This window comes from Neisseria shayeganii, assembly GCF_014054965.1.
GTDB classification, from domain to species: Bacteria; Pseudomonadota; Gammaproteobacteria; order Burkholderiales; family Neisseriaceae; genus Eikenella; species Eikenella shayeganii.
This window is the reverse complement of record NZ_CP059567.1, coordinates 1,559,699-1,584,473: the sequence shown is the minus strand read 5'-3', so window position 1 is coordinate 1,584,473 and position 24,775 is coordinate 1,559,699. Positions and strand designations below refer to the sequence as shown.

Here is a 24,775-nt window from a genome sequence, read left to right as displayed (position 1 = left end):
TTTTCATAAAACGCTGTACGCATATCATTTACCCCAAAATCTGACCGGAAAAATGCGGTTCAAGCGTTTTCAGGTAGCCTGCAAGAGGTATCGGTGGCAGGGCGGTGTCGGAAGCCAACCCTGCCTGCTGTTGTTCTGCTATTCGCTGCTCAGCCAATGAATGGCAATGCGGCCGTTTTCCCGCCGCAGCGTGGCTTTGTTGAGGCCGAGGTTGCCGCCGCGGCCTTCTTGCGCCACCACTACTTCATTGGCCGAAACCCATTTGACATAGCGGAAGAAGGCATCATCGTTGGGGCGGATAATGCGGTTGCCGGCCGGCAATGCCGGCGGCCATTCGGCTGCCTGGGCATCCAGCTTGTGCCGCAGCGCCGCGTAGGCGGCTGGCAAGTCGTCCGCGGCGTATTCGCATTCCCATACTTGCATATCGGCTTCTTCTACTTTGGTGGTACAGGCCAGTTGGTTGTCGGCCGCTGCGGCGCTTAGGGCGGCTGTCAGTAGCAGGGGCAGGAGTAAAGGGCGGTAAGACATGGAGGCTCCTTTGTGGTTGCGGTTAGGGGCGGTGGTGGGGTTTCAGGTAGCCTCTGCGCAGGCTGAGACCTGTGCAAAATCCCCATCTGCGGCGCATTTCTGCGTTGTGCGCTGCTCGCTCGCTGTGCTGCTACGCCTTGAACTGCATCCACATCTGGATGTTTTGCAAAGGCCTCAGGCTACCTGAAGCGCTTACATCATCGGGCCGCCTTTCCAGGCTTTGATGTCGCCGTCGCTTTCGGACACGATTACTTCTTCGCCTTCTTTCAGGCCGGAGGTGATTTCGGTGCGCACGCCGTCGCTGATGCCCACGCTCACGCGGCGTTCTTCAGGCCGGCGTTCGGCGGTGAGGATGCGCACGAAGCGTTCGCTGCCACGCTGTTTGACGGCCATCGCCGGCACGGAAAGCACGTTCTGGGCTTGGTTGATGACGATGTTGTTTTGCGTGGTCATGCCGATGGCGAGTTTGCCGTCGTCGTTGGGCACCAGGGCGCGGGCGTAGTAGTAGATGGCGGTGTTGGTGGTGTCGGTGCTGGTGGTGTAGCCGCCCTGCGACATGGTGGTGAGGCCGGGATCCACGCTGTCCAGCTCGGCTTCGCGTTCGTGCTCGGGATCGGCCAGGGTGGTGAACAAGAGGCGTTGGCCGGCCTGCACTTTGGTAACGTCGCCTTCGGCAATCTGCATTTTATTGAGCATGCGGCTGAGGTCGGCAATCTGCACGATGGTGGGCGTGGTTTGGTTGGCATTGACGGTTTGGCCTTCTTCCACGCGTACGGACACCACGGTGCCACTGATGGGCGCGGTGATGCGGGTGTAGCCCAAGTCGGCCTCGGCAGTGTTGATGGCGATGCGGGTTTGGCGGATCAGCGATTGCAGCTCGGCCACCCGGGCTTTGGCCGCGGCATGGGCGTCTTGGGCGTTTTCCAGCTCTTGGCGCGAGGTGGCGTTTTCGGCCATCAGGGCTTGTTCGCGGTTGAGCTGGCGGCCGGCGGTTTGCAGGGCGATTTGGGCGGAAGCGAGCTGGGCGCGGTAGGTATCGAGCTTGGCGCGGTGGGTGTTGAGGGCGTTGGCCTGGGTGGTGGCGTCGATTTCGGCAATCAGGTCGCCTTGTTTTACCTGCTGGCCGATTTTAACGTGCATTACTTTGATTTGGCCGGAAGCTTGCGCGCCGACGTCCACCAGTTGGGCGGCGGAAATTTCGCCGGTGGCGGCCACGGTTTGGCGCAGGTTGTCGCGGCGGGCGGCTTCGGTCAGGTAATCGATTTGCGGCTCTTGGTTGCGGTTCATCCAAAAAAAGAGGCCGACAATCAGGGCCAGCAGAATAACGGCGCCTGCAATCCATTTGGTGCTTTTTTTCATGTTGCCAAAATACTTTCCGGCAGATGCCCGAGGAAAAGCGGTATTGTAGGCAAACTGCACATGGCGTTAAACCGCCTTAACATAGGATTACCCGCCATTGGCGCAATTGCCCGCCACAGCGGCCTCCAGTAAACTGCCGCCCGTTTTGGTGTTTCAGGTAGCCTGAAAATGTTTGATGAGCGACCCCTGCTGCGCGTGGTGGCAGGCATTGTGTATAACCATGAAGGCGAACTGCTGCTCACTTCGCGCCCGGCCGGCAAAGCTTACGCCGGCTATTGGGAATTTGCCGGCGGTAAGGTGGAGGCGGGCGAAACCGAATTCGCTGCCTTGCAACGTGAATTGGCCGAGGAGTTGGGCATCATGGTCCATCGGGCGCGGCCGTGGCTGGTGAAAATCCACAGTTACGAGCACGCCCGCGTGCATCTGCGTTTTTTCCGCATTCCCGCCGACGGCTGGCAGGGCGAGCTGCAGGCGAAAGAGGGCCAAGAATGGGCCTGGCAGCAGCCGGGGCGCTACACCGTGTCGCCCATGCTGCCGGCCAATGCCGCTTTATTGGCCGCTTTGGCGGTGCCTGATGCGCTTTCAGGTAGCCTGAGTGCCGGGCTGGGCGACGGTGCGGCTTATCGGGTGGTTCCTTATGCTTTGAGCGAACCCGGCCATGCGCGGGTGTTGCTGACGCGGGAAGAGGCGGCCAAACTCGGCCGTTTGCCCGCAGCCGACAGCGTGTGGCTGGCGGTGGCCGATGAAGCCGGTTTCGCGGCGGCGCAGGATGCCGATGTGGTGGTGTGGACGGTGGGCGACGATGCGGTGGCGGAAACGCTTTGCCGGGTAGTGTTGGCCGGTGTGGCGCTGCCGGTGGTGGCTTTGGCCGATGCTGTGCTGGCTGAGCGTTACCGCGAGTGCTGGTTGGCCGCCGGCGTGCACGGCGTGGCGGTGGCGCAAGAGCGTGCTGATTGTTGAGGAGCAGAGATGTCCCGTTTGGGTTTGAATCAGAAGAAAGCTTTGGCGGTGGCGGTATTACTGTTGGCGTTTGCCGCCGCCAAACTGTTGGCGCTGCAATGGTTTACCCAACAGAAACCCGCTGTCAGCCAAACCGCCGCGCCGTGCGTGCCGGCACAGGGCTGTACCTTGCCCGACGGCAGCCGCCTGCATTTTGCCGCCCTGCTCAAAGGGCCGTTCGACATCGAATTGCGCCAAGTGCCGAACGGGGTGGACAAGGTGTCGGTAAGCTTTTCCATGCGCGATATGGACATGGGCTTCAACCGCTATGATTTGCAGCCCCAAGCCGACGGCAGCTGGCGCGCCAAAGCCGTCCGCCTGCCGCTGTGCACCGACCAGCGCCGCGATTATTTGGCCGACATCACCGTAGGCCGACAAACGTTTCAGGTAGCCTTTGAGGCGCGATAGCGTGCTTAAACGGCAGTTTGAAACGGCCGCCTCCGTCAATCGCCTGCAACCGCTGTTCCTCCATACCCTGCATCTTCCACATCCCCGCTCGGGCCATGTAGAGAATGCAGGGAAATTTTATCCATACATAAATATAAGGAATTGAACTCAGTTCTGGAGGTTTTCAGGTAGCCTGAGACCTTTGCAAAACCCCCAGATGTGGATGCAGTTCAAGGCGTAGCAGCGCAGCGAGCGTGAACGCCAGGAATCCCTGTGGGACAGACATATCATACAGATAGGCAAGTGAGCGAGCAGTACCCATAGGGCATAAACGCACAACGCAGAAATGCGCTGCAGATGGGGGTTTTGCAAAGGTCTCAGCCTGCCAGCAAAACAGAGAGGGCGGCCAACACACAGGAAGGCCGGGTGAGGGCGCGGCGGATAAAAGCCGGTGACAGAAGGGCGCGCATCATCTTGAATTTCCTTGCTACAAAGTGGTTCAAAACAAGTATGCTACTGCTTTTGCGCCACCGCCGCCACATCGGCCTTGCCATTCTGCTTCAGGCTTGGAATAATCCGCCCGCTTGATTTTCAGGCGGGTAGCCGGCCGATATGCATAAGAGAAACGTCAAGATGCAGGCTGGGCGCCCCCCATACCAATAACACAGATACAGGAGAAATTTGATGAGCGCCATCAGCAGCGTGATCGTCTTGTCCAAAGACGGCATGAGCCCCCTCAAAGACCAAATGCACATCACCGGCAGCATGACGCTGGTGTTTGACAATTATCCCTTCGACGATTGGGAAACCGCCCTCAACGATCCGCGCGTGCAGGCCGTGGTGCTGGACGCCGCCAAACTCACGCAAAAGCAGCTCAAAACCATCGGCGATGCCCGCCAAAGCCTGAGCTGGCGCGCCGAAGTGCCGCTGTATCTGTGGAGCGACGACGAAGGCAAAGCCGCCCATTGCCCAGCCGCCCGCCGCCTGCCGCTGTCGCGCCGCGACGGCAACGCCGTGCGCGACGCCGTGGCCGCCGACCTGCAAAAACAAAGTGCCACCCCGTTTTATTCCGCCCTGCAAAGCTACGTCAACCGCAAGCCCGATTCCTGGCACACCCCCGGCCATTCCGGCGGCGATTCGCTGCGCCACAGCGCTTGGGGCAGCGATTTCTACCATTTTGTCGGCCAAAGCATGTGGCAGGCCGACTTGTCGGTTTCCGTGCAGAGCCTCGACTCCCTGCTGCACCCCGAAGGCGTCATCGAAGAAGCGCAAAATCTGGCTGCCCAAGCCTTCGGCGCCCGCCGCACCTATTTCGCCACCAACGGCTCCTCCACCGCCAATAAGGTGATTCTGCAAACCCTGCTCACCCCCGGCGACACCCTGCTGCTCGACCGCAACTGCCACAAATCGGTGCACCACGGCGTGATTTTGTCGGGCGCGCGGCCGGTGTATCTGGACAGCAGCACCAACGAAGCCCTCGGCCTGTTCGGCCTGGTGCCCAAGCAGACCATTCTGCGCGCCATCGAAGAACACCCCTACGCCACCGCGCTCATTCTCACCAGCAGCACCTACGACGGCCTCTGCTACGACCTCAAACCGATTATCGAAGCCGCCCACGCCAAGGGCATGAAGGTCATCATCGACGAAGCCTGGTACGGCTTTGCCCGTTTCCACCCCGCCTTCCGCCCCACCGCGCTGGAGCTGGGTGCCGACTACGTGACCCAAAGCACCCACAAAACCATGTCCGCCTTTTCGCAGGCCAGCATGGTGCATGTGAACGACCCGGCGCACGACCCGCACCTGCTGCGCGAAACCTTCAATATGCACGCTTCCACCAGCCCGCAATACAGCATCATCGCCAGCCTCGACGTGGCCCGCCAGCAAATGGTGATGGAAGGCTACGGTTTGTTGTCGCAAGCGCTGGGCATCGCCGCCATGCTGCGCGAACGGATCAACGCCCTGCATCATTTTCAGGTAGCCTCCATCGACGAACTGATGCCCGACAGCATCCGCCGCGACAATGTGCGCCTCGATCCCACCAAGATCACCATCGACACCCGCGCCAGCGGCTTCTCCGGCAACCAAATCCAACACATCCTGTTCGAGCGTTTCAATATTCAGGTGGAAAAAGCCACCTTCGCCACCGTCAGCGTGTTGGTGACCATCGGCACCACCGCCGAAAAAGCCATGCGCCTCATCCATGCCCTCAACACCCTGGATCAGGAGCAGCCGAAACGCAAAGCCAGCCTGAAAGGGCCGCCGCTCAAAGTGCCGCATTTCAGCCGCTTGGCCTGCCTGCCGCGCGACGCCTTCTACAGTGACGGCGAACGCCTGCCGCTGTTGAACGGCAAAAAAGCCAATCCCGCCCTGATCGGCCGCATCTGTTGCGACCAAATCGTGCCCTATCCGCCCGGCATTCCCGTGTTGGTGCCCGGCCAGGAAATCAGCGCCGACATCCTCGATTTCCTCGCCCGCATGCAGGCCGGCAGCGACGACAAAGAAATCCACGGCCTCACACCGGACGGCAGCATCCGCGTGTTGAGCACCGCCGAGCAGGCCGAACTTTCGGCCGAATAGGCCGTCCGGCTTGCCGCCTGACAATCACCTATCGGGCTACCTGAACAGCATTTTCAGGTAGCCCGATGTCGTTGCCGGCCCCGTCCGGCGGGCTTTGGTGTATGATGCCGCCGTAGCCCGCCCATTCTGAACACAAGGAGACCAACATGGCCACCCAAGACGATTTGAAACGCATTGCCGCCCAAAAAGCCGTCGATTTCGTGCCGGAAAACGAATACATCGGCATCGGCACCGGCAGCACCGTCAATTGCTTCATCGAGGCACTGGCCGCCAGCGGCAAGCGCATCAAAGGCGCGGTATCCACCTCGCAAGCCACCAGCGAGCTGCTGGCCAAGTTTGAGATTCCCGAAATCCGCCTCAGCGACGTGCTGGGCCTGCCCGTGTATATCGACGGCGCCGACGAAGTGAACCACACCCTGCAAATGATCAAAGGCGGCGGCGGCGCCCTGTTGGCCGAGAAAATCGTCGCCAGCGCGTCCGAGCGGTTTATCTGCATCGCCGATGAAAGCAAATACGTTTCGCGCCTGGGCAAATTTCCTTTGCCGGTGGAGGTGATTCCCCACGCCCGCTCGCTGGTGTCGCGCCAATTGCTCAAACTCGGCGGCGAACCCGAGCTGCGCATCGGCTTCACCACCGCCAGCGGCCACGAAATCGTGGATGTGCACGGACTGACCATTAACGAACCGCTCACCCTCGAAGACACCATCAACAAGATCCCCGGCGTGGTGGAAAACGGTCTCTTCGCCCGCCACCCTGCGCATGTTTTGGTGCTGGGCAAAACCGGCGGCGCGGAAGTGATCCAAATCGGCAGCTGGTAAACCGTTCTCCATTCTGTTTTTGGCAGACGCCATATCGTAAAACAGGCTACCTGAAGTTTTCAGGTAGCCTGTTTGTGTATTTAAAGAGGGAAGCGGGCTTCCCTGTTGGTTTATAGCAGCTCTGTCGGCACGGCCAGCAGGGCTTCGCCGCCGCGGGCGATTTGGGCGGCGTAGGTGTGGATTTGCGGCAGCACATAGGCGAAGTAGGCCTGCGCAGTGTGGCGGCGGGCATCGGCAAAGGCTTCGCCGAAGCCGCTGTCGCCGGCGACCAGGTATTCTTTGGCCAGTGCGGCGGCGCCGAGGGTGCAGCCCATTTGGTGCAGATAGGCGTGGGCGTTGGCGGCGGCCAGCTCGGGGTTGGCGGCGTATTGGGTAAGAATGGTGTCCACGCTGCTGCGGGCGGCGGCGAGGGCTTGGCGCAGGGTGTCGGCCAGGCCGGCGTCGGCAGCGGCCAGCTGCTCGGCCGTGCCTTGGGCTTCGTCCAGCAGGGCGTAGGCGGTGCGGCCTTGGTCGGCGGCGGTTTTGCGGCCCATCAGGTCAAGCGCCTGGATGCCGTTGGTGCCTTCGTAGATGGCGGTGATGCGTACGTCGCGCACCAGCTGGGCGGCGCCGGTTTCTTCGATGTAGCCCATGCCGCCGAATACCTGCATGGCCTGATTGGTGAGCGTGGTGCCGTTGTCGGTGCTCCAGGCTTTGACGATGGGAATCAGGTAGCCCAGGCGCGCTTGGGCGGCTTGGCGGGCGGTTTCATCGGGGTGGTGGTGGGCGAAGTCGATGGCGGCGGCGGCCTGCAGATAGAGAGCGCGTTGGGCGGCAAGGGTGGCTTTTTGCACCAGCAGCATGCGGCGCACGTCGGGGTGGTGGATGATGGTCACCGCGCCGCTGCCGCCGGCAATGCTGCGGCTTTGCACGCGCTCTTTGGCGTAGGCCAGGGCGTGCTGGTAGGCGCGTTCGGCCACGGCATGGCCTTCGATGCCCACGCCGAGGCGGGCGTGGTTCATCATGGTGAACATATAGGCCAAGCCTTGGCCGGCTTCGCCCACGAGGTAGCCTTCGGCTTCTTCAAACTGCATCACGCAGGTGGGGCTGGCGTGGATGCCGAGTTTGTGTTCGAGCATCACGGCGTGGGCGTTGTTGCGCGCGCCGAGGCTGCCGTCTTCGTTTACCAAATATTTGGGCACGATAAAGAGGGAAATGCCTTTCACGCCGGCGGGGGCGTCGGGCAGGCGGGCGAGCACCAGATGGACGATGTTTTCGGTCAGCTCGTGGTCGCCCCAGGTGATGAAGATTTTTTGGCCGCTGATGCGGTAGGCGCCGTTGCCGTTGGGCACGGCTTTGGCGGCCACTTGGGCCAGATCGGTGCCGGCTTGGGGCTCGGTCAGGTTCATGGTGCCGCTCCAGCGGCACTCGCACATTGGCGGCAGGAAGCGTTGTTTTTGCTCTTCGGAGGCGTGGGTGGCGATGGCTTCGACCGCGCCCAAGGTGAGCATGGGCAGCAGGGAGAAGGCCAGGTTGGCCGAACACCACATTTCTTCACAGGCGGCGGCCACGGCTGCGGGCAGTCCTTGTCCGCCGTATTCGGCAGGGGCGCGCACGCCGGCCCAGCCGGCTTCGCGGTAGGCTTGGAAGGCAGCGGCCAAGTCGGGATGCACGGTTACTTGGCCGTCTTTCAAAACGGCGCCGTTCAAATCGCCGGTGCGGTTGGTGGGCGCCAGCACTTCTTCGGCAAATTTGGCGGCTTCTTCCAGCACGGCGGCGGCGGTGTCTTCATCCAGGCCGCTGTTGCCATGGGCCAGCACATCGGCCAGCTGGCCGTGGGTGCGCAGGGCAAACAGCAGCTCGTTAACGGGGGCGCGGTAGTTCATGCTTTCTCCTTTGCGGATTTGTGATTGTTTGTGGGTTTGAGACTGGGCAGCATAGCAAAGGGCGCGGTGCTTGCAAAGGCAAAAAGCCGATGATCTACTCCAGTTTCCCGGTGCGACAAGGCTACCTGAAACTACGGTTTGCGGGGGCGGCGGCAAAGCGGGAATCGGCTTATAATCCGCCCTTTGTTTTTGCGTGTGGAATGATATGGACGACCGCCAGCTGCTGCGTTACAGCCGCCACATTTTGTTGGACCCAATCGGCATTGAAGGCCAGCAGAAACTTTTGGACGCCACGGTGCTGGTACTCGGTTGCGGCGGCTTGGGTGCGGCCGCGCTGCCGTATCTGGCCGCCGCCGGCGTGGGCCGTCTGCTGATTGCCGACCACGATACGGTGGACGACACCAATCTGCAGCGCCAGATTACCTACACCGAAGCCGACATCGGCCAAGCCAAAGCCGCCACCATGGCAGGCTACCTGAAACGGCTGAATGCCGACTGCCGCGTGGAAACCTACGGCCGCCTGGACGAAGACGGCCTGCGCCGTCTGCTGCCGCAATGCGATGTGGCCTTGGATTGCAGCGACAATTTCGCCGCCCGCCACGCCCTGAATGCCGCCGCCTGGGCCACCCGCACGCCGCTGGTGTCCGGCGCGGCGGTGCGTTTTGAAGGGCAGGTGGCGGTGTATCGGCCCGACCGGGACGGCCAGCCCTGCTATGCTTGTCTGTTCGACGGCAAACAGGCGGACGACGGCGCCTGCGCCACCTTCGGCGTGTTCTCGCCCTTGGTCGGCATCATCGGCACCACGCAGGCAGCAGAAGCCTTAAAAATACTGATGGGCCTGCCGGTTGAAAGCGGTGTGCTGCGTTGCTACCAAGCTTTGAGCGGAGCGTGGCAGCATTTCCGTTTGCAGCAAAATCCCGAGTGCCGGGTGTGCGGCGGGCGGTGAAAGCAATGCAAACAGGCTACCTGAAAACTTTCAGGTAGCCTGTTTGGTATCGTCATTAAAATAAGGACGGGACAGGGTTGTTTGCGCCTTGCCGTACGGTCTGCACCGTCTTCGGCTGGCCGCCTTGTTTCATGCAGTGTTATTCGACTGTAAAAGCGGTTTAGAAATCAAAATCCATCTGTTCCGGCAATTCGATTTGCGGGGCATTTTTTTCCGCCGCCAGCTGCAACAGTTTACGCTTGCGCATACGGCACAGGCGCAGCACGTTTTGTTTTTGCGCATCCGTCAGCTTCAGCCAGTACAACCGTTCCTCCCGGCTGCGCAAACAGCCTTTGCAGTAGCCTTTGTTGTTCACCTGGCAGACGCCGATGCAGGGGCTGGGGATGCTGAAAAATTCGAGTTGTTCCATGATGGCGTGGCAAGCAGGCGGCGGAAGACCGTATTGTAAGCGAAACCGCGCGCTGCGGCAGCGGTGGCGGCATATACAGCGGCTTTTATCCGGCCAAGGGAAAGTGATAAAATCCGCCCCCTGAAAAACCACACCCACAGGATAAAGATTATGGCCGGCCACAGTAAATGGGCGAACATCCAGCACAAGAAAGCCCGCGTTGATGCCAAACGCGGCAAAATTTTTACCCGACTGATCAAAGAAATCACCGTTGCCGCGCGTTTGGGTGGCGGCGACCCCGCCTCCAACCCGCGCCTGCGTTTGGCGATGGATAAAGCGTGGGACGCCAATATGCCCAAAGACAACGTGCAGCGCGCCATCGACAAAGGCACCGGCAATCTGGAAGGCGTGGACTACATCGAGCTGCGCTACGAAGGTTACGGCATCGGCGGCGCCGCGCTGATGGTGGACTGCATGACCGACAACAAAACCCGCACCGTGGCCGATGTGCGCCATGCCTTCAACAAATACGGCGGCAATTTGGGCACCGACGGCTGCGTGGCCTTCAATTTCGCCCACCAAGGCTATCTGGTGTATGCCGACGCCGATGAAGACGCACTGATGGAGGCCGCATTGGAAGCGGGTGCGGAAGACGTGATTGTGGACGAAGACGGCATCATCGAAGTGGTGACCGCGCCGGCCGACTGGGCTCAGGTAAAAGCTGCCTTGGAAACCGCCGGTTTTGAGTCGCAAGACGGCGACGTCACCATGCGGGCGCAAAACGAAACCGTGCTCAGCGGCGAAGAGGCGGTGAAAATGCAGAAGCTGATTGATGCCTTGGAAGATTTGGACGATGTGCAAAACGTTTACACTTCCGCCGTTTTGCAGTTTGAAGCATAAAGCGGAAACAGGCTACCTGAAGGCTTTTAGGTAGCCTGTTTCGCATGCTTGCCCGCTCTTTTGTTTTGCTTGGCGAAACCTTTGTTGCGCTGGCGGAATTTTGATTGACACCGCTGCACGGGAAGCGTACCTTACACCCGTTTCATTCCTATTGCCCGCCGCCGCTTTTCAGGCAGCCTGAAAAGCGGCGGTTCAAGCGTAATCCATCTGTTGTTACGATTTTAATGAAAAGGAGACCCTGATGACTTCAACAGCCGAACTGAACCAACAACGCAAAGCCGTTTTGCCCAACGGCTTGGGCGTAATGTGCGACTTTTTCGTGGAAAAAGCGCGTAACGCCGAGCTGTGGACCACTGAAGGCAAGCGCTACATCGATTTTGCCGGCGGCATCGGCGTATTGAATACAGGCCATCTGCATCCCAAAGTACAGAAAGCCGTAGCCGAGCAGTTGGAGCAATTCAGCCACACCTGCTACCAAGTGATTCCTTACGCCCTGTACGGCAAAGTGGCCGAGCGCATCGCCAAGGCCGCTCCGGTAGGCGGCAACGCCAAAACCTTCTTCGTGACCACCGGTGCCGAAGCCGTAGAGAACGCCATTAAAATCGCGCGCGCCAAAACCGGCCGCCGCGCCGTGATCGCCTTCCAAGGCGCCTTCCACGGCCGTACCAACTTTACCTTGGGCCTGACCGGCAAAGTGGCCCCCTACAAATTGAACTTCGGCCCCTTCCCCGGCGATATCTATCACATCCCGTTCCCGAACAAATTGCACAACATCAGCGAAGAAGAATCCCTGAACGCGCTGCACAAGCTGTTGAAAGTGGACGTGGCTCCCAGCGATGTAGCGGCCATCATCATCGAGCCGGTACAAGGCGAGGGCGGTTTCAATGTGGCCCCGTTCAGCTTCCTGAAAGAATTGCGCAAACTGTGTGACGAGCACGGCATCACCCTGATTTTCGACGAAGTGCAATCCGGTTTCGCCCGCACCGGCAAACTGTTTGCCACCGAACACACCGGCGTGGCGCCCGATCTGATTACCTTGGCCAAATCCCTGGCCGGCGGTTTCCCGCTGTCTGCCGTGGTGGGCAAAGCCGAGTTTATGGATGCCCCGCTGCCGGGCGGCCTGGGCGGCACTTACGCCGGCAACCCCTTGGCCTTGGCTGCCGCCGATGCGGTGATGGACGTGATTGAAGAAGAAAAACTCAATGAGCGCGCCACCGTATTGGGCGACAAAGTGAAAGCCAAATTCGAACAATTGAAAGCCGACATCCCGCAAATCGCCGATATCCGCGGCTTGGGCGGCATGGTGGCCGTAGAGTTCATGAACAACGGCCAGCCTGATGCCGATTTGCCGAAAAAAGCGCAAGCCATCGCTTTGGAAAACGGTCTCATCATCCTGACCACCGGCATGTACTACAACGTGATCCGCTTCCTGTTCCCGCTGACCATCGAAGATCAGGTATTCGAAGAAGCCATGGGCATTTTGGAAAACGCCCTGCGTCAAGCCGCCAAGGCCTGAGTATAGGCAGAAAAGGCTACCTGAAAGATTCACGGCTTTGCCGCGGCGCTGCTTTCAGGTAGCCTTTCTTGATGATGAATAAGGGCGCAAGGGATTCGGCTTTTGCCGGTGTTTTGCCGGTCGGTTGCGGCCGAAGCCCGAAGCGCGTTGAATTGTTCCGATGCCGAGGAAACCCACATGATTACCCAACTTAAAGACCCTTCCCTGTTCAAAACCCAATGCTATATCGACGGTCAGTGGTGCGACGCCGATAACGGCGCCACCATCGAAGTGACCAACCCCGCCACCGGCGAAGTGCTGGGCAGCGTGCCGAAAATGGGCCGCGCCGAAGCCAAACGTGCGGTGGACGCCGCGCAAAAAGCGCTGAAAGCCTGGCAAAACAAACCGGCCAAAGAGCGCAGCAATATTCTGCGTAAATGGTTTAACCTGATGATGGAAGCCCAAGAAGATTTGGGCATCCTGCTCACTTTGGAGCAAGGCAAACCCTTGGCCGAAGCCAAAGGCGAAATCGCCTACGGCGCTTCTTATTTCGAATGGTATGCCGAAGAAGCCAAGCGCATTTACGGCGACACCATCCCCGGCCCTTCGCCCGATAAGCGCGTGCTGGTGCTCAAGCAGCCCATCGGCGTGTGCGCGGCGATTACCCCCTGGAACTTCCCCAACGCCATGATCACCCGCAAAGCCGCGCCCGCTTTGGCTGCCGGCTGTACTTTCGTGGTGCGCCCCGCATCGCAAACCCCGTTCTCAGCCTTGGCGATTGCCGTGCTGGCCGAGCGTGCCGGCGTGCCGGCCGGCGTGTTCAGCGTACTCACCGGCAGCTCCACCGAAATCGGCGAAGTGTTCACCAAAGACGACATCGTGAAGAAATTCAGCTTCACCGGCTCCACCGAAGTGGGCCGTTTGCTGCAAGAACAGTGTGCCTCCACCATCAAGAAAACCTCGATGGAGTTGGGCGGCAATGCGCCGTTTATCGTGTTCAACGATGCCGACATCGACGCCGCGGTGGCCGGTGCAATGGCATCCAAATTCCGCAACGCCGGCCAAACCTGCGTCTGCGCCAACCGCATCTACGCCCAAAGCGGCATTTACGACGAATTCGTGGCCAAATTGACGGCTGCGGTGAACGGCTTGAAAGTCGGTAACGGCCTGGACGAAGGCGTGAACTTCGGCCCGGTGATCGACCAAAACGCGGTGGCCAAAGTGGAAGAACACATTGCCGACGCGGTGGCCAAAGGCGGCGAAGTGGTGGTCGGCGGCAAACGTCATGCGGCAGGCGGCCTGTTCTTCGAACCCACCATCGTACGCAACGCTACGCCCGACATGAAAGTGGCGCGCGAAGAAACTTTCGGCCCGCTGGCGCCGGTATTCAAATTTGAAACCGAAGAAGAAGTGCTGGCTTATGCCAACGACACCGAATTCGGCTTGGCTTCCTACTTCTATGCCCGCGACATCGGCACCATCACCCGCGTGTCCGAAGGTTTGGAATACGGCATGGTGGGCGTGAATACCGGCATCCTCTCCAACGAAGCCGCGCCTTTCGGCGGCGTGAAACAGTCCGGCCTCGGCCGTGAAGGCTCGAAATACGGCATGGACGATTATGTGGAGCTGAAATACGTATTGCTCACCATCTGATGTGTGGCTGTTCGGCAGCAGGCCGCTTGTGCCGGGGCGGATGATTCCGCCACGACAAACCCATCGGGATTTTTCCTGACCGCGGCAAAATGCCCATCAAAAAAGCAGGCTGGTACGCCTGCTTTTTCTTGTCTGCGGTCTCAGCCTGTTGGCAGGAAAGTGCGGCTCAGCCCAATTGCGGAAACAGATTTTTCAGGCCGGCGAGGATGATTTCGATGGCCAGGGCGGCCAACAGCAAACCCATCACGCGGTTGACGATTTTCATGCCGGTGTCGCCGAGCAAGCGGCTGACCTTGGTGGCGGCTTCTAGGCTGAAATAGCAGATGAGGGTAATCAGGAAGCCGGCGGCGAGAATGGCGCCGGTTTCATACCAGTTGCGCGCCTGGCTGCTGTAAATGATGACGGTGGAAATGCCGCCGGGGCCGATGATCATGGGCATGGCCAAGGGCACCACGGCGAAGGCGTTTTTGGTTTCCGGCGGCGCGATGCCGTCGGCCGAGGGTTTGGCCGGGTTGTCGTTGCCGTTCATCATGGCCAAGGCGATCAGGAACACCAAAATGCCGCCGGCGATGCGGAAGGAGCCGATGCTGATGCCCAGGATGCCGAGCAGGCGGTCGCCGGCCAGCGCAGCGATGCAAATGATGATGAAGACGCTCAACGAGGTGATGCGGGCGGTGTTGCGCCGTTCCTGGCGGCTGTGCTGGGCGGTGGCGCTGACAAAATAGCCCAGGGCGGCAAAGGGGTTGATCAGGACGAGAAAGGCGAGAAAGATTTTGATGATTTCGGCGCTCATGAAGTTTGGTCGCTAGGGCCGCCGGCAGGCGGTTTGGGTGGTGGATGGGAAGGGAAGGCAGGCTACCTGAAAGGCTTTCAGGTAGCCTGAGACCTTTGCAAAACCCGCAGATGTGGATGCAGTTCAAGGCGTAGCAGCGCAGCGAGCGTGAACGTCAGGAATCCCTGTGGGACAGACATATCAGACAGATAAGCAAGCGAGTGAGCAGCACACAACGCGGAAATGCGCTGCAGATGGGGGTTTTGCAAAGGTCTCAGCCTGTTTGTGGTATTGCCTGGTTATCAGTTACGTTTTTGGTTGGCAATCCCCATCAGCATGGCGATGATGATCATGATGGAGAGGGTGGCGGTACCGCCGTAGCTCACCAGCGGCAGGGGCACGCCGACCACCGGCAGGATGCCGCTCACCATGCCCATATTGACGAAAATATAGCAGAACAGGGTCATGGTGAGTGCGCCGGCGAGGGTGCGGCTGTAAAGGGTGGGGGCTTGGGCGGCGATGTAGAGGCCGCGGGCGAGAATAACGGTGTAAACGCCCAACAACAGGATGTTGCCGATGAGGCCGAATTCTTCGCCGTAAACCGCGAAAATAAAGTCGGTGGTGGCTTCGGGGATGTAGTCGAGATGGGTTTGCGTACCGTTGAGCCAGCCTTTGCCCCACACGCCGCCGGAGCCGATGGCGGTCATGGACTGCAAAATGTGGTAGCCGGCGCCGAGCGGGTCTTTGGTGGGGTCGAGCAGGGTCAGCACGCGGGTGCGCTGATAATCGTGCATGCCGTACAGCCAAATCAGGGGCAGGGCGGCGCAGAAACCGATAACGGCGGCGAACAGCGCTTTCCACGGCAGGCCGGCGAAGAAGATGACGAACAGGCCGGAGGCCATGATCAGGGTGGCGGTGCCCAGATCGGGCTGCTTCAAAATCAGAAAACCGGGCAGGCCCACCAACACCAAGGCGATGAGGTAGTGTTTCCAGCCCAAATGCGCCTCGTGCTTTTGCAGATACCACGCCACCATCATCGGTAGGGCGATTTTCATGATTTCGGAGGGCTGGGGGCGGATAAAGCCGAGATTGAGCCAGCGTTGGGAGCCGTTGACCGTGACGCCGAAAAAGTGGACCGCAATCAGCATCAGCAGGGCGAGCACATACAGCGGCGGGGCGAAGTTGCCCAACAGTTGCGGCCGGGTGCGGGCAATCAGCCACAGCAGGCCGAAGCCGATGACGGTGTGCACGGTTTTGCTTTCCAGCTGGCGCAGGCTTTGGCCGTCGGCGGAGTAGAGCAAAAACAGGCTCATCACGTAAATGGCCAGCATGCTGTAAAACAGCCAGAGATCCATGGGATCCCAGATTTTCTGCCAATAACGGCGGATGGGGTGTTCGGATTCGCGGTTCATGGTGCGATGCTTTCTGGAGCGGCAGGACGCGCGGGCGGGCTACCTGAAACCGTGCGGTAGGCCGCTTCGATGCGTGCGGCTTCGACAGTGGGGCCGCCGCCGTTGTTTTGGCTCATCGGTTCTACCAAGGCCACCGAGGGCTTGGGCAGCGGCAGCTCGCGGCCCGCCTCGCCGCGCAGTTGGAGCAGATAGAAGTCGCTCAATTGGCGCGCAATCGGGGCGGCGGTGGCGCCCCAGCCGCCATTCTCGAGCAGCACAGCGATGGCGATCTGCGGTTTGTTCACCGGAGCGAAGGAAATAAACCAGGCGTGGTCGCGGTGTTGTTCGGCCAGGGCGGCGGCATTATAGGTGGCGCCCTGCTTGATCTGCACCACTTGGGCGGTGCCGGTTTTGCCACCCATGCTGTAGCGCAGGCCGCTGCCCAAACGCCAGGCGGTGCCGCCGGGGCGCAGCACGCGCTCCATGCTGTGTTTGACGTATTCGAAATATTCGCGCTTGAAGGGCAGGGTAGCGCTGGGGCGCGGCTCAACCAAGGTGCGGGTTTGGTTTTGGTGGTCGAGCAGTTCCTTGACCAAATGGGGGCGGTACATCACGCCGTCGTTGGCCAGCACGGCGGTGGCATGCGCCAGCTGCAGGGGGGTGTAGGTGTTGTAGCCTTGGCCGATGCTGATGGTCACCATGTCGGCGGCTTTCCAGCGGCGGGTGGCTTCGTTGGCGTTGGCAAAACGCCGCGCTTTCCATTCGGGGCTGGGCAGAATGCCTTTGTATTCGTTGGGCAGGTCGATGCCGGTGGGCTGGCCGAAGCCGAATTGGGCCAGGTAGGGGTAGGTTTTTTCTATTCCCATCTCATAGCCCAAGCGGTAGAAAAAGGTGTCGGACGACACTTGGATGGCTTTGCTCAAATTGGCCGAACCGTGACCGCGACGCACCGAATCGCGGAACAGGTGGCTGCTGCCGGGAATGCTCCAGGCGCCGGGAGAGGGCAGCACGGTGTCCATGGTGATGTGTCCGCTTTGCAGGGCGGCCATGCCCATAAAGGGTTTGAAGGTGGAACCGGGAGGATAGAGGCCTTGGGTCACGCGGTTGATCAGGGGGCGCTGCCAGTCTTCGTTGAGTGCTTTCCAAGTATCGCTGTCGATGCCGTCGATAAACAGATTGGCGTCGTAAGTGGGCTTGGATACCAGAGCCAAAATACCGCCGGTTTGCGGATCGATGGCCACCAAGGCGCCGCGGCGGTTGCCCAACAGGTCGCTGGCTTTCTGCTGCATGCGGATATCGAGCGACAGGCGCAGGGTTTGGCCGCTGGCGGGCGGCACGCTTTTGAGGGTGCGCACGATGTTGCCTTGGGCGTCTTTTTCCACTTCCCGATAGCCGGGCAGGCCGTGCAATTGGCGCTCGTAGAAATTTTCCAGCCCCATTTTGCCGATGTGGGTGGAGCCTCGGTAGAGTTCGCTGCGCGCTTCTTCTTCCAGCTTCTGCATGTCGCGGTCGCTGATGCGGCCGATGTAGCCGAGGATGTGGGTGGTCAGCTCGCCGTAGGGGTATTCGCGGAAGGTGCGGGCGTTGACTTCGACGCCTTTGAAACGGAACAGAACGGCGGCCAGGCGGGCGGCTTCCTCGGTGCTGAGTTTCAGTTTCAGCGGTATGCGTTCGTAGGAGCGGGATTCGGCGCGGAAACGGCGGAAACGGCGCAGGTCGCCTTCGCTGATGTCGGCATAGGGACGCAGCGCTTCCACCAGCTCTTCGATTTTCATCTCCAGCTCGTTGGGGATCACCTCAAGCGAATAAGCCGGGTAGTTGTGGGCCAAAACCACGCCGTTGACATCGGTGATTTCTCCGCGTATCGGCGGGGTGGGGATCAGGGAAATGCGGTTGGTGGCCGCTTTGGCCACAAACTCTTCATGTTTGGCTACCTGAAGATAGACGAAACGGGCAATCAAGACGGCAAACAGCAGCAGAATCAGGGTAAAAGCCGCCATCAGACGGATGATGTGGTCTTGCTGCCGCCGGCGCGGCTGCTTGGAAGTAAAGTGGCGCGAAGCGTTCATGAGCGGGTACGGCGGTAATGGGCCAAGGCCAGCATCATTTTATTCAACAAGGGCCAGATCAGGCCGGCAAACAGCGGCGGCAAGCCAATCGCCAGCCAATCGGGCTGTTGCTGTTGGAACAGGGTCACCAAGGTGCTGACCGATTGGCAGACCAAAAGCGCCAAAGCCACGGCCACGGCCTGCAGGCCGAAAGAATACAGCACGATTTGGCGCTGTTTGTGTTGGATCAGAAAAGCGGTCACCGTATAGGCTAGCGCATGCTGGCCTAAGGCGGAGTTGGTGCCGATGTCCATCAGCAGGCCGAGCAGGAAAGCAGCACCGATGCCGATAAACTGGGGCCGGTGCAGCAGCCAGTAAATCAAGAAGATGGCCGAGGCCTCCGGCAAGATATAGGCCAAGGGGGCGGGCAGGGGGATAAAATCCAACAGCAAGGTCAGAAAAAAGCTGAGGACGACCAACCGTTTCGGGGTGGCGCCGCGGAATTCGTCCATTTCGGTCATGACTACTCTTGCGGGCTGCTGGCCGGGGCGGCGGGAAGAGCGGCCTCAGCGGAGGTTTTTTGCGGAATAACCAATACATAGCGGCTGCTGTGCAAGCCTGCGGCGGCTTCGATGGCGGCACGGTAGTAAGGGGTGCCGGAATTGCGCTCTGCTTGGGTGACCCTGGCAACCGGAATGCCGGGCGGATAAATGCTGTCGATGCCGGAGGTGACCAATAAATCGCCGGCCGCCAGCTCGGCGGAAACCGGGAAATAGCGCAAATCCAAGCCGCCGCCGCGGCCGTAAACCAAGGTGCGGATGCCGCTTCGGGCAAGCATGGCCGGAATCACAGCTTGGTTGTGGCTGATCAGGGTGACTTCCGCCGCTGCGGGCTGGACGGAAGTGATTTGGCCGAGCAGGCCGTGCTCATCGCTGACCGGATCGCCTACCCTTACGCCGTCGCGGCTGCCGCGGTTGATCAGGAAACGGCCGGATTGTGCGCTGCTGGCCTTGGAGACGATTTCGGCCACCATCACGTTGGGCATCAGCAGCGGTTGCAGGCGGTGTACGCTTTTCAATTCGCCCAATTCGCGCACGGCAGGTTGCTGCAATTGCAACTGCATACTCAAACGGATGTTTTCGCTGCGCAGTCGGGCGTTTTCCCGCAGCAGATTGTGCTTGTCGCCCAACATATCCGTACCGTAGCGCACCCATTCCACCGGCTGGTTGGCCGCCCATTGCAGGGGATAGAGCGCGGTGGCTACATAGGCTTTGGCCTGTTGCAATGCGGCGTAACGGCTGTCGAGCACCAAGAGGGCGATCGACAGCATGCTCAGCAAAACCAATTTGCCGGCCGGGCCGACGGCGGGTTTGACGAAATGGAGTTCTTGCGACATAAGGGCAGGCTACCTGAAAGGCATCAGGGATTGGCCACGAAAACGGAATTCATTTTGCCGATCATGTCTAAGGCTTTGCCGCTGCCGCGCACCACGCAGGTGAGCGGGTCTTCGGCGATGGTCACGGGCAGGCCGGTTTCCTCGGCCAGCAGGCGGTCTAAGCCGCACAGCAGGGCGCCGCCGCCGGTGAGCACCAGACCGCGGTCGGCAATATCGGCGCCCAATTCCGGCGGTGTTTGCTCCAGGGCGTTTTTCACCGCCTGTACGATTTGGTTGAGCGGCTCGGCCAAGGCTTCCAACACTTCGTTGGAGCTGATGGTGAAGGCGCGGGGGATGCCTTCGGCCAAGTTGCGGCCTTTGGCTTCGATTTCGCGCATGGTGTGGCCCGGGAAGGCGGAGCCGATGGCTTTTTTGATTTCCTCGGCGGTGGCCTCGCCGATCAACATGCCGTAATTGCGGCGTACATAGTTGATGATGGCTTCGTCAAACGCATCGCCGCCCACACGCACGGAATGGGAATACACCACGCCGGACAGGGAAATGACGCCCACTTCGGTGGTGCCGCCACCGATGTCCACCACCATGGAGCCGGTGGGTTCTTCAATCGGCAGGCCGGCACCGATGGCGGCGGCCATCGGTTCTTCAATCAAATACACGGCCGAGGCGCCGGCTCTTTCGGCTGAGTCGTGGATGGCTTTGCGTTCTACTTGGGTGGAGCCGCAGGGCACGCAGATGACGATGCGCGGCGCGGCGGCAAAACGGCTGTTGTTCACTTTGCGGATAAAGTGCTTCAGCATTTTCTCAGTGACATTGAAATCGGCAATCACGCCGTCTTTCATCGGGCGGATGGCTTGGATGCTGCCCGGTGTGCGGCCCAACATGCGTTTGGCTTCCACGCCAACGGCCACGGCAGCATTTTTATTGTGAAAGTCGTTGGGCATGGCCACCACGGAAGGTTCGTCCAGCACGATGCCGCGGCCCTTAATGTAAATCAGGGTGTTGGCGGTGCCTAAATCAATGGCCAGATCGTTGGAAAAATATTGGGTGAGAAAACGGAACATGGGAGGATTCCTAAATAGGGTGTTTTTCAGATTTGGGCGCACGACCGCGCGGCACGCTTTCAGGTAGCCTGCTCGGGCCGCCATGTTTTGAATTGGGTTTTGGGCTATAATCCGCAGCCGTCTTAGGCTGTCGGCCTTGTCAAAAAACGCGCAATGATACCCGAGATTGGGTGTTTTGCTAAAGATAATTTAAGGAAATTTTATGTCGCTTACACTTTCCGATGTGGAAAAAATCGCCCGCCTGTCGCGCCTGAGTTTGAGCGATGCGGAACAGCAGCAGAGCCTGCAGGAATTGAACGATATTTTTGCCTTGGTGGAAAAGATGCAGGCGGTCGATACCGACGGCATCGAGCCGATGGCCCACCCGCACGAAGTCGCCCAGCGCCTGCGCGACGATGTGGTTACCGAAACCGACCATGCCGCCGAATATCAGGCGGTGGCGCCCGAGGTGCGCAACCGCCTGTATATTGTGCCGCAAGTGATTGAAGAGTAATCTGCCGGCCAAAACCAGCTGCCGGGCGGCGATGAGGCCAACGCCGTTCGCTCGCTTGAGGCCGTTGCGGTGGCGCTTAACTTAAAGTGTGGCAGGCACACCGCGCAGCGCACAAAACTGGCACTTCGATATGGTTGCAGGCGGCGCGGCCGCAACGGCGACGGCGCACCGGCCTGGCTCGTCGGCTTGGCATTCACGATATTGCACACCAACTGAGCCATGGTTAAGCGGCAAGCCTATTTGCTTTTCAGGTAGCCCGTTTACAGCATGAGGCTACCTGAAACATCTCATTACATCCAAATCATCCAGAAACTATTGACATTATGGTTCATTACACCCTGAAACAAGCCAGCGAATTGCTGCAAGCTAAAAAAATTTCCGCCACCGAGCTGGCGCAAGAATACCTCAACGCCATCGACACCCGAAACCCCGCCATCAACGGCTACACCACTCTGAATAAAGAACTAACGCTTGCCGAAGCCAAGGCCGCAGACGAACGCTTGGCCGCCGGAAACGCAGGCATCCTCACCGGCGTACCCATTGCCTTTAAAGACATCTTCTGCCAACAAGGTTGGAGAAGCGCGTGTTCCAGCAAAATGCTCGATAACTTCGTTTCCCCCTACACTGCCACCGTCGTACAAAACCTGCTCGACGAAGGCATGGTAACGCTCGGCCGCACCAATATGGACGAATTTGCCATGGGTTCGACCAACGAAACTTCGTTCTACGGAGCCACCAAAAACCCGTGGAACGTGGAAAACGTGCCCGGCGGCTCTTCCGGCGGTTCCGCAGCCGTGGTAGCGGCCCGTTTGGCACCGGCGGCATTAGGTTCCGACACCGGCGGCTCCATCCGCCAACCCGCTTCGCATTGCGGCATTACCGGCATCAAACCCACCTACGGCATCGTTTCCCGTTTCGGCATGGTGGCTTACGCCTCCAGCTTCGACCAAGCCGGCCCGATGGCACAAACCGCCGAAGACTGCGCCATTCTGCTGAATGCCATGGCAAGCTTCGACGAACGCGATTCCACCAGCTTGGAACGCGCCAAAGAAGACTACACCCGCAACTTAAACCAACCCCTCAAAGGCTTGAAAGTCGGCCTGCCCAAAGAATACTTCGGCGAAGGCATGAGCGCAGACGTACAAAAAGCCATTCAAGCAGCCATCGACCTGCTCAAAGCACAAGGCGCAGAAATGGTAGAAGTGAGCCTGCCGCAAACCGAGCTTTCCATCCCCGCATATTATGTTTTGACCTCGGCCGAAGCCAGCACCAACCTATCCCGCTACGACGGCGTACGCTACGGCCACCGCGCCGCCCAATTCGGCGACTTGGAAGAAATGTACAGCAACACCCGCGCCGAAGGCTTCGGCAGCGAAGTCAAACGCCGCATCATGATCGGCACCTACGTTTTGAGCCACGGCTATTACGATGCCTACTACCTCAAAGCCCAAAAACTGCGCCGTTTAGTCACCAACGATTTTCAGACGGCCTTACAGCAATGCGACATCATCCTCGCGCCTACCGCCCCCACCGCCGCGCCCAAACTGAACAGCAACATTAACGACCCTGTGCAGATGTACCTTTCCGACATCTACACCATCGCCGTCAACCTCGCCGGCCTCCCCGCCATGACCCTGCCCGCAGGCTTCTCTTCAGACGGCCTGCCTATTGGCGTACAGTTAATTGGCAATTATTTCGCCGAAGCGAAATTGCTGGGCGTGGCGCATCAGATGCAGTTGGAAAGTGATTGGCATATGCAGTCTCCGGTTTGAGCTTTCAGGTAGCCTGAGACCTTTGCAAAACCCCCATCTGCGGCGCATTTCTGCGTTGTGCGTTTATGCCCTATGGGTACTGCTCGCTCGCTTGCCTATCTAGATGATATGTCTTCGCTCGCTGCGCTGCTACGCCTTGAACTGCATCCACATCTGGCGGTTTTGCAAAGGTCTCAGCCTTTAAATATACTGAATAGCGAAAGAATTATTGGAAAAGCTTAATTAGCAAGAAAGATCTCCTATGACCTGGGAAACCGTAATCGGACTGGAAATCCACGTCCAATTGAATACCAAATCCAAAATTTTCAGCGGTGCTTCCACCGCTTTCGGTGCCGAGCCGAACGCTCACGCCAGTGTGGTGGAATGTGCTTTGCCGGGCGTGTTGCCGGTGATGAACCGCGAGGTGGTGGAAAAAGCCATCAAACTCGGTTTGGCTTTGGATGCAACAATCAACCAAAAAAACGTGTTTGACCGTAAAAACTATTTCTACCCCGACTTGCCCAAAGGCTATCAAATCAGCCAATTGGATTTGCCGATTGTGGAACACGGCAAGTTGGAAATTGTGGTGAGCGACGAAGTCAAAACCATCAATGTAACCCGTGCGCACATGGAAGAAGATGCGGGTAAATCGGTGCATGAAGGCTTGAGCGGTGCAACGGGCATCGATCTCAACCGCGCCGGTACGCCTCTGCTGGAAGTGGTTTCCGAGCCGGAAATGCGTTCCGCAGCCGAGGCTGTGGCTTATGCCAAAGCTTTGCACGGCTTGGTAACGTGGCTGGATATTTGCGACGGCAATATGGCGGAAGGCTCGTTCCGTATCGATGCCAACGTATCGGTGCGCCCGAAAGGCCAACAGGAATTCGGTACGCGCCGCGAAATCAAAAACTTAAACTCTTTCCGCTTTTTAGAGCAGGCGATTAATTATGAAGTGGAAAGCCAAATCGAGATTATCGAAGACGGCGGCAAAGTGCAGCAGGCAACGATGCTGTTCGACCCCGATAAGGGCGAAACCCGCGTGATGCGCCTGAAAGAAGACGCGCACGACTACCGCTATTTCCCCGACCCCGATTTATTGCCGGTAATGATTTCAGACGGCCAGCTTCAAAAAGCGAAAGACGAAATGCCTGAGCTGCCGTCTGAAATGGCACAGCGTTTCGTAGCCGATTTCGGCGTAAGCGACTACGATGCCCGCTTGTTAACCGCCAGCCGCTCTCAAGCCGCTTTCTTTGAAACCGCCGCCCAAGCCAGCGGACAAGGTAAATTGGTAGCGAACTGGATGAACGGCGAATTGGCCGCTACATTGAATAAAGAAGCTTTAAGCCTGTCTGAAAGCCCGATTCAAGCCGACCGCTTGGCCGGATTGGTGGCGAAAATCGCCGACGGCACCTTAAGCAACAAACTCGCCAAACAGGTGTTTGAAGCGATGTGGGGCAGCGATTTGGATGCTGAAGCCATTATCGAACGCGACGGTTTGAAACAGATGACCGACACCGGCGCGATTGAAAAAATCATCGACGAAGTGTTGGCCAACAACGCCAAATCGGTGGAAGAATTCAAAGCCGGTAAAGAAAAAGCCTTTAACGCGCTGGTGGGTCAAGTGATGAAAGCCAGCAAAGGCAAAGCCAATCCGCAACAGGTGCAGGAATTGCTGAAAGCGAAACTGGCTTGAGCAAAATCGGCTTGCAGAGACGGAGCCGAGCCATTAGGCTACCTGAAAGCTGCTTTCAGGTAGCCTGAGACCTTTGCAAAACCCCCATCTGCGGCGCATTTCTGCGTTGTGCGTTTATGCCCTATGGGTACTGCTCGCTCACTTGCCTATCTATATGATATGTCTGTCCCACGGGGATTCCTGCGTTCACGTTCGCTGCGCTGCTACGCCTTGAACTGCATCCACATCTGGGGATTTTGCAAAGGTCTCAGCCTGATT

22 protein-coding genes and 4 pseudogenes are annotated in these 24,775 nt (G+C 59.2%); 14 read left to right on the top strand and 12 right to left on the bottom strand.

The genetic code is table 11. The features are described 5' to 3' along the window. Positions 1–138: 138 nt before the first annotated feature. Positions 139–528 (bottom strand): hypothetical protein, encoded by a 390-nt coding sequence (locus H3L94_RS07685; protein ID WP_182121538.1) that lies wholly within the window; start codon positions 526–528, stop codon positions 139–141. 71 nt (positions 529–599) lie between these two features. Here H3L94_RS07685 and H3L94_RS07680 point away from each other — a divergent pair. Beyond that, positions 600–715: pseudogene (locus H3L94_RS07680) on the top strand (lipoprotein signal peptidase). Between the two features lie 5 nt (positions 716–720). On the opposite strand, the gene H3L94_RS07675 reads toward H3L94_RS07680, so the two are convergent. Next, positions 721–1,887 (bottom strand): efflux RND transporter periplasmic adaptor subunit, encoded by a 1,167-nt coding sequence (locus H3L94_RS07675; RefSeq protein ID WP_182121537.1) that lies wholly within the window; start codon positions 1,885–1,887, stop codon positions 721–723. A 168-nt stretch (positions 1,888–2,055) separates the two neighbouring features. Here H3L94_RS07675 and H3L94_RS07670 point away from each other — a divergent pair, with 168 nt between their 5' ends. Further along, positions 2,056–2,847 carry an NUDIX domain-containing protein gene (locus H3L94_RS07670; RefSeq protein WP_182121536.1) on the top strand — a complete coding sequence of 264 codons (792 nt, stop codon included), beginning with the start codon at positions 2,056–2,058 and terminating at the stop codon, positions 2,845–2,847. Between the two features lie 9 nt (positions 2,848–2,856). Continuing rightward, the gene (locus H3L94_RS07665) at positions 2,857–3,294 is read left to right on the top strand and encodes a hypothetical protein (RefSeq protein WP_425325912.1); all 438 of its coding nucleotides are present in this window, start codon (positions 2,857–2,859) and stop codon (positions 3,292–3,294) included. A 163-nt stretch (positions 3,295–3,457) separates the two neighbouring features. Here H3L94_RS07665 and H3L94_RS12540 read toward each other — a convergent pair. Then, positions 3,458–3,645 (bottom strand): annotated as a pseudogene (locus tag H3L94_RS12540) (ATP-dependent exonuclease). A 312-nt stretch (positions 3,646–3,957) separates the two neighbouring features. On the opposite strand from H3L94_RS12540, the gene H3L94_RS07660 reads away from it, so the two are divergent. After that, on the top strand, positions 3,958–5,850 hold the full coding sequence (locus H3L94_RS07660) for an aminotransferase class I/II-fold pyridoxal phosphate-dependent enzyme (RefSeq protein WP_182121535.1): 1,893 nt from the start codon (positions 3,958–3,960) through the stop codon (positions 5,848–5,850). Positions 5,851–5,996: 146 nt separating this feature from the next. Then, positions 5,997–6,668 (top strand): ribose-5-phosphate isomerase RpiA, encoded by a 672-nt coding sequence (gene rpiA / locus H3L94_RS07655; protein ID WP_182121534.1) that lies wholly within the window; start codon positions 5,997–5,999, stop codon positions 6,666–6,668. Between the two features lie 110 nt (positions 6,669–6,778). Here the strand turns inward: rpiA and H3L94_RS07650 are convergent, their stop codons facing one another. Then, positions 6,779–8,533, bottom strand: coding sequence for an acyl-CoA dehydrogenase family protein (locus H3L94_RS07650; protein WP_182121533.1), 1,755 nt, complete (start codon positions 8,531–8,533; stop codon positions 6,779–6,781). A 205-nt stretch (positions 8,534–8,738) separates the two neighbouring features. Here H3L94_RS07650 and H3L94_RS07645 point away from each other — a divergent pair, with 205 nt between their 5' ends. After that, positions 8,739–9,479, top strand: coding sequence for a HesA/MoeB/ThiF family protein (locus H3L94_RS07645; protein ID WP_182121532.1), 741 nt, complete (start codon positions 8,739–8,741; stop codon positions 9,477–9,479). 160 nt (positions 9,480–9,639) lie between these two features. On the opposite strand, the gene H3L94_RS07640 is transcribed toward H3L94_RS07645, so the two are convergent. After that, positions 9,640–9,888, bottom strand: a complete 249-nt coding sequence (locus H3L94_RS07640) for a DUF1289 domain-containing protein (RefSeq protein WP_182121531.1) — start codon at positions 9,886–9,888, stop codon at positions 9,640–9,642. A gap of 150 nt (positions 9,889–10,038) precedes the next feature. Between H3L94_RS07640 and H3L94_RS07635 the strand changes: the two genes are divergently transcribed. From H3L94_RS07635 to H3L94_RS07625, 3 genes are all read left to right on the top strand, one after another. Then, entirely contained in the window at positions 10,039–10,767 is a 729-nt protein-coding gene (locus H3L94_RS07635) for a YebC/PmpR family DNA-binding transcriptional regulator (protein WP_182121530.1), read from the top strand. A 241-nt stretch (positions 10,768–11,008) separates the two neighbouring features. Continuing rightward, positions 11,009–12,283 carry a 4-aminobutyrate--2-oxoglutarate transaminase gene (gene gabT / locus H3L94_RS07630; RefSeq protein WP_182121529.1) on the top strand — a complete coding sequence of 425 codons (1,275 nt, stop codon included), beginning with the start codon at positions 11,009–11,011 and terminating at the stop codon, positions 12,281–12,283. A gap of 177 nt (positions 12,284–12,460) precedes the next feature. Next, positions 12,461–13,915, top strand: a complete 1,455-nt coding sequence (locus H3L94_RS07625) for an NAD-dependent succinate-semialdehyde dehydrogenase (RefSeq protein ID WP_220457291.1) — start codon at positions 12,461–12,463, stop codon at positions 13,913–13,915. Between the two features lie 166 nt (positions 13,916–14,081). On the opposite strand, the gene H3L94_RS07620 is transcribed toward H3L94_RS07625, so the two are convergent. The 7 genes from H3L94_RS07620 to H3L94_RS07595 all read right to left on the bottom strand — a co-directional run bounded on the left by H3L94_RS07620 (position 14,082) and on the right by H3L94_RS07595 (position 20,583). Next, positions 14,082–14,708 (bottom strand): MarC family protein, encoded by a 627-nt coding sequence (locus H3L94_RS07620; RefSeq protein WP_009118581.1) that lies wholly within the window; start codon positions 14,706–14,708, stop codon positions 14,082–14,084. Between the two features lie 77 nt (positions 14,709–14,785). Then, positions 14,786–14,965: an ATP-dependent exonuclease gene (locus H3L94_RS12535; protein WP_244958884.1), complete on the bottom strand. Its 180-nt coding sequence runs from the start codon at positions 14,963–14,965 to the stop codon at positions 14,786–14,788. Between the two features lie 24 nt (positions 14,966–14,989). After that, on the bottom strand, positions 14,990–16,099 hold the full coding sequence (gene rodA / locus H3L94_RS07615) for a rod shape-determining protein RodA (RefSeq protein ID WP_182121528.1): 1,110 nt from the start codon (positions 16,097–16,099) through the stop codon (positions 14,990–14,992). After that, positions 16,096–18,147, bottom strand: coding sequence for a penicillin-binding protein 2 (gene mrdA, locus H3L94_RS07610; RefSeq protein WP_182121527.1), 2,052 nt, complete (start codon positions 18,145–18,147; stop codon positions 16,096–16,098). The genes rodA and mrdA overlap by 4 nt, the downstream gene beginning before the upstream one ends. After that, positions 18,144–18,647 carry a rod shape-determining protein MreD gene (gene mreD / locus H3L94_RS07605; RefSeq protein ID WP_182121526.1) on the bottom strand — a complete coding sequence of 168 codons (504 nt, stop codon included), beginning with the start codon at positions 18,645–18,647 and terminating at the stop codon, positions 18,144–18,146. Before mreD ends, mrdA begins: the two co-directional genes overlap by 4 nt. A gap of 2 nt (positions 18,648–18,649) precedes the next feature. Then, on the bottom strand, positions 18,650–19,522 hold the full coding sequence (gene mreC, locus H3L94_RS07600; RefSeq protein ID WP_182121525.1) for a rod shape-determining protein MreC: 873 nt from the start codon (positions 19,520–19,522) through the stop codon (positions 18,650–18,652). A gap of 23 nt (positions 19,523–19,545) precedes the next feature. Then, positions 19,546–20,583, bottom strand: a complete 1,038-nt coding sequence (locus H3L94_RS07595) for a rod shape-determining protein (RefSeq protein WP_040660119.1) — start codon at positions 20,581–20,583, stop codon at positions 19,546–19,548. A 202-nt stretch (positions 20,584–20,785) separates the two neighbouring features. Between H3L94_RS07595 and gatC the strand changes: the two genes are divergently transcribed. The 5 genes and pseudogenes from gatC to H3L94_RS12525 all read left to right on the top strand — a co-directional run. Then, a complete protein-coding gene (gene gatC, locus H3L94_RS07590) occupies positions 20,786–21,076 on the top strand; it encodes an Asp-tRNA(Asn)/Glu-tRNA(Gln) amidotransferase subunit GatC (RefSeq protein WP_182121524.1) in 291 nt (96 codons plus the stop codon). Positions 21,077–21,399: 323 nt separating this feature from the next. Then, a complete protein-coding gene (gene gatA, locus H3L94_RS07585) occupies positions 21,400–22,848 on the top strand; it encodes an Asp-tRNA(Asn)/Glu-tRNA(Gln) amidotransferase subunit GatA (RefSeq protein WP_182121523.1) in 1,449 nt (482 codons plus the stop codon). Positions 22,849–22,870: 22 nt separating this feature from the next. Next, a pseudogene (locus H3L94_RS12530) lies at positions 22,871–23,070 on the top strand (lipoprotein signal peptidase). A gap of 19 nt (positions 23,071–23,089) precedes the next feature. Then, a complete protein-coding gene (gene gatB, locus H3L94_RS07580; RefSeq protein WP_182121522.1) occupies positions 23,090–24,517 on the top strand; it encodes an Asp-tRNA(Asn)/Glu-tRNA(Gln) amidotransferase subunit GatB in 1,428 nt (475 codons plus the stop codon). Positions 24,518–24,566: 49 nt separating this feature from the next. After that, positions 24,567–24,771, top strand: a pseudogene (locus H3L94_RS12525) (ATP-dependent exonuclease); the annotation flags it as partial. Positions 24,772–24,775 lie beyond the last annotated feature (4 nt).

Coding starts and splice junctions, on each gene's coding strand:
- H3L94_RS07685 (WP_182121538.1), bottom strand. CDS start 528: ATGTCTTACCGCCCTTTACTCCTGCCCCTGCTACTGACAGCCGCCCTA.
- H3L94_RS07675 (WP_182121537.1), bottom strand. CDS start 1,887: ATGAAAAAAAGCACCAAATGGATTGCAGGCGCCGTTATTCTGCTGGCC.
- H3L94_RS07670 (WP_182121536.1), top strand. CDS start 2,056: ATGTTTGATGAGCGACCCCTGCTGCGCGTGGTGGCAGGCATTGTGTAT.
- H3L94_RS07665 (WP_425325912.1), top strand. CDS start 2,857: ATGTCCCGTTTGGGTTTGAATCAGAAGAAAGCTTTGGCGGTGGCGGTA.
- H3L94_RS07660 (WP_182121535.1), top strand. CDS start 3,958: ATGAGCGCCATCAGCAGCGTGATCGTCTTGTCCAAAGACGGCATGAGC.
- rpiA (WP_182121534.1), top strand. CDS start 5,997: ATGGCCACCCAAGACGATTTGAAACGCATTGCCGCCCAAAAAGCCGTC.
- H3L94_RS07650 (WP_182121533.1), bottom strand. CDS start 8,533: ATGAACTACCGCGCCCCCGTTAACGAGCTGCTGTTTGCCCTGCGCACC.
- H3L94_RS07645 (WP_182121532.1), top strand. CDS start 8,739: ATGGACGACCGCCAGCTGCTGCGTTACAGCCGCCACATTTTGTTGGAC.
- H3L94_RS07640 (WP_182121531.1), bottom strand. CDS start 9,888: ATGGAACAACTCGAATTTTTCAGCATCCCCAGCCCCTGCATCGGCGTC.
- H3L94_RS07635 (WP_182121530.1), top strand. CDS start 10,039: ATGGCCGGCCACAGTAAATGGGCGAACATCCAGCACAAGAAAGCCCGC.
- gabT (WP_182121529.1), top strand. CDS start 11,009: ATGACTTCAACAGCCGAACTGAACCAACAACGCAAAGCCGTTTTGCCC.
- H3L94_RS07625 (WP_220457291.1), top strand. CDS start 12,461: ATGATTACCCAACTTAAAGACCCTTCCCTGTTCAAAACCCAATGCTAT.
- H3L94_RS07620 (WP_009118581.1), bottom strand. CDS start 14,708: ATGAGCGCCGAAATCATCAAAATCTTTCTCGCCTTTCTCGTCCTGATC.
- rodA (WP_182121528.1), bottom strand. CDS start 16,099: ATGAACCGCGAATCCGAACACCCCATCCGCCGTTATTGGCAGAAAATC.
- mrdA (WP_182121527.1), bottom strand. CDS start 18,147: ATGAACGCTTCGCGCCACTTTACTTCCAAGCAGCCGCGCCGGCGGCAG.
- mreD (WP_182121526.1), bottom strand. CDS start 18,647: ATGACCGAAATGGACGAATTCCGCGGCGCCACCCCGAAACGGTTGGTC.
- mreC (WP_182121525.1), bottom strand. CDS start 19,522: ATGTCGCAAGAACTCCATTTCGTCAAACCCGCCGTCGGCCCGGCCGGC.
- H3L94_RS07595 (WP_040660119.1), bottom strand. CDS start 20,583: ATGTTCCGTTTTCTCACCCAATATTTTTCCAACGATCTGGCCATTGAT.
- gatC (WP_182121524.1), top strand. CDS start 20,786: ATGTCGCTTACACTTTCCGATGTGGAAAAAATCGCCCGCCTGTCGCGC.
- gatA (WP_182121523.1), top strand. CDS start 21,400: ATGGTTCATTACACCCTGAAACAAGCCAGCGAATTGCTGCAAGCTAAA.
- gatB (WP_182121522.1), top strand. CDS start 23,090: ATGACCTGGGAAACCGTAATCGGACTGGAAATCCACGTCCAATTGAAT.